This is a genomic window from Pseudomonas sp. SIMBA_068, assembly GCF_046534705.1.
Taxonomy (GTDB): Bacteria; Pseudomonadota; Gammaproteobacteria; order Pseudomonadales; family Pseudomonadaceae; genus Aquipseudomonas; species Aquipseudomonas putida.
The window spans coordinates 1-271 of the sequence record NZ_JAWRYI010000546.1 but is presented as its reverse complement, the minus strand read 5'-3'; the positions used below and the strand labels follow the sequence as shown (position 1 = coordinate 271).

The following is a 271-nucleotide window of genomic DNA, read 5'->3' as shown; positions in this document are numbered from 1 at the left end:
CGAACCGAAACCGGTATCGAAACAGGATATCGATATGGGCGATGCACAGGCGGCGATGCAGCAGGCCGAGGTGCGTCTGAGCCAGCGCTATACCACGCCGCGCGAATACAACATGCCGATGGAACCGCACGCCTGTGTCGCTGAGTGGCAGGATGGACGCATGACCGTCTGGGAGCCGAGTCAGTGGGTGGCAGGCGCGCAGGTGGAAATCGCCGAGTGGATGGGCATTGACGTTGAAGATGTGCGGATTATTTCGCCCTATGTCGGCGGG

General features: G+C 60.9%; 1 protein-coding gene. It reads left to right on the top strand.

Going from position 1 to position 271, the window contains the following annotated elements; genetic code table 11:
• Nucleotides 1-28: 28 nt before the first annotated feature.
• The coding region (locus SB756_RS30335; RefSeq protein WP_410913271.1) for a molybdopterin cofactor-binding domain-containing protein at nucleotides 29-271 on the top strand (243 nt) is incomplete at its 3' end.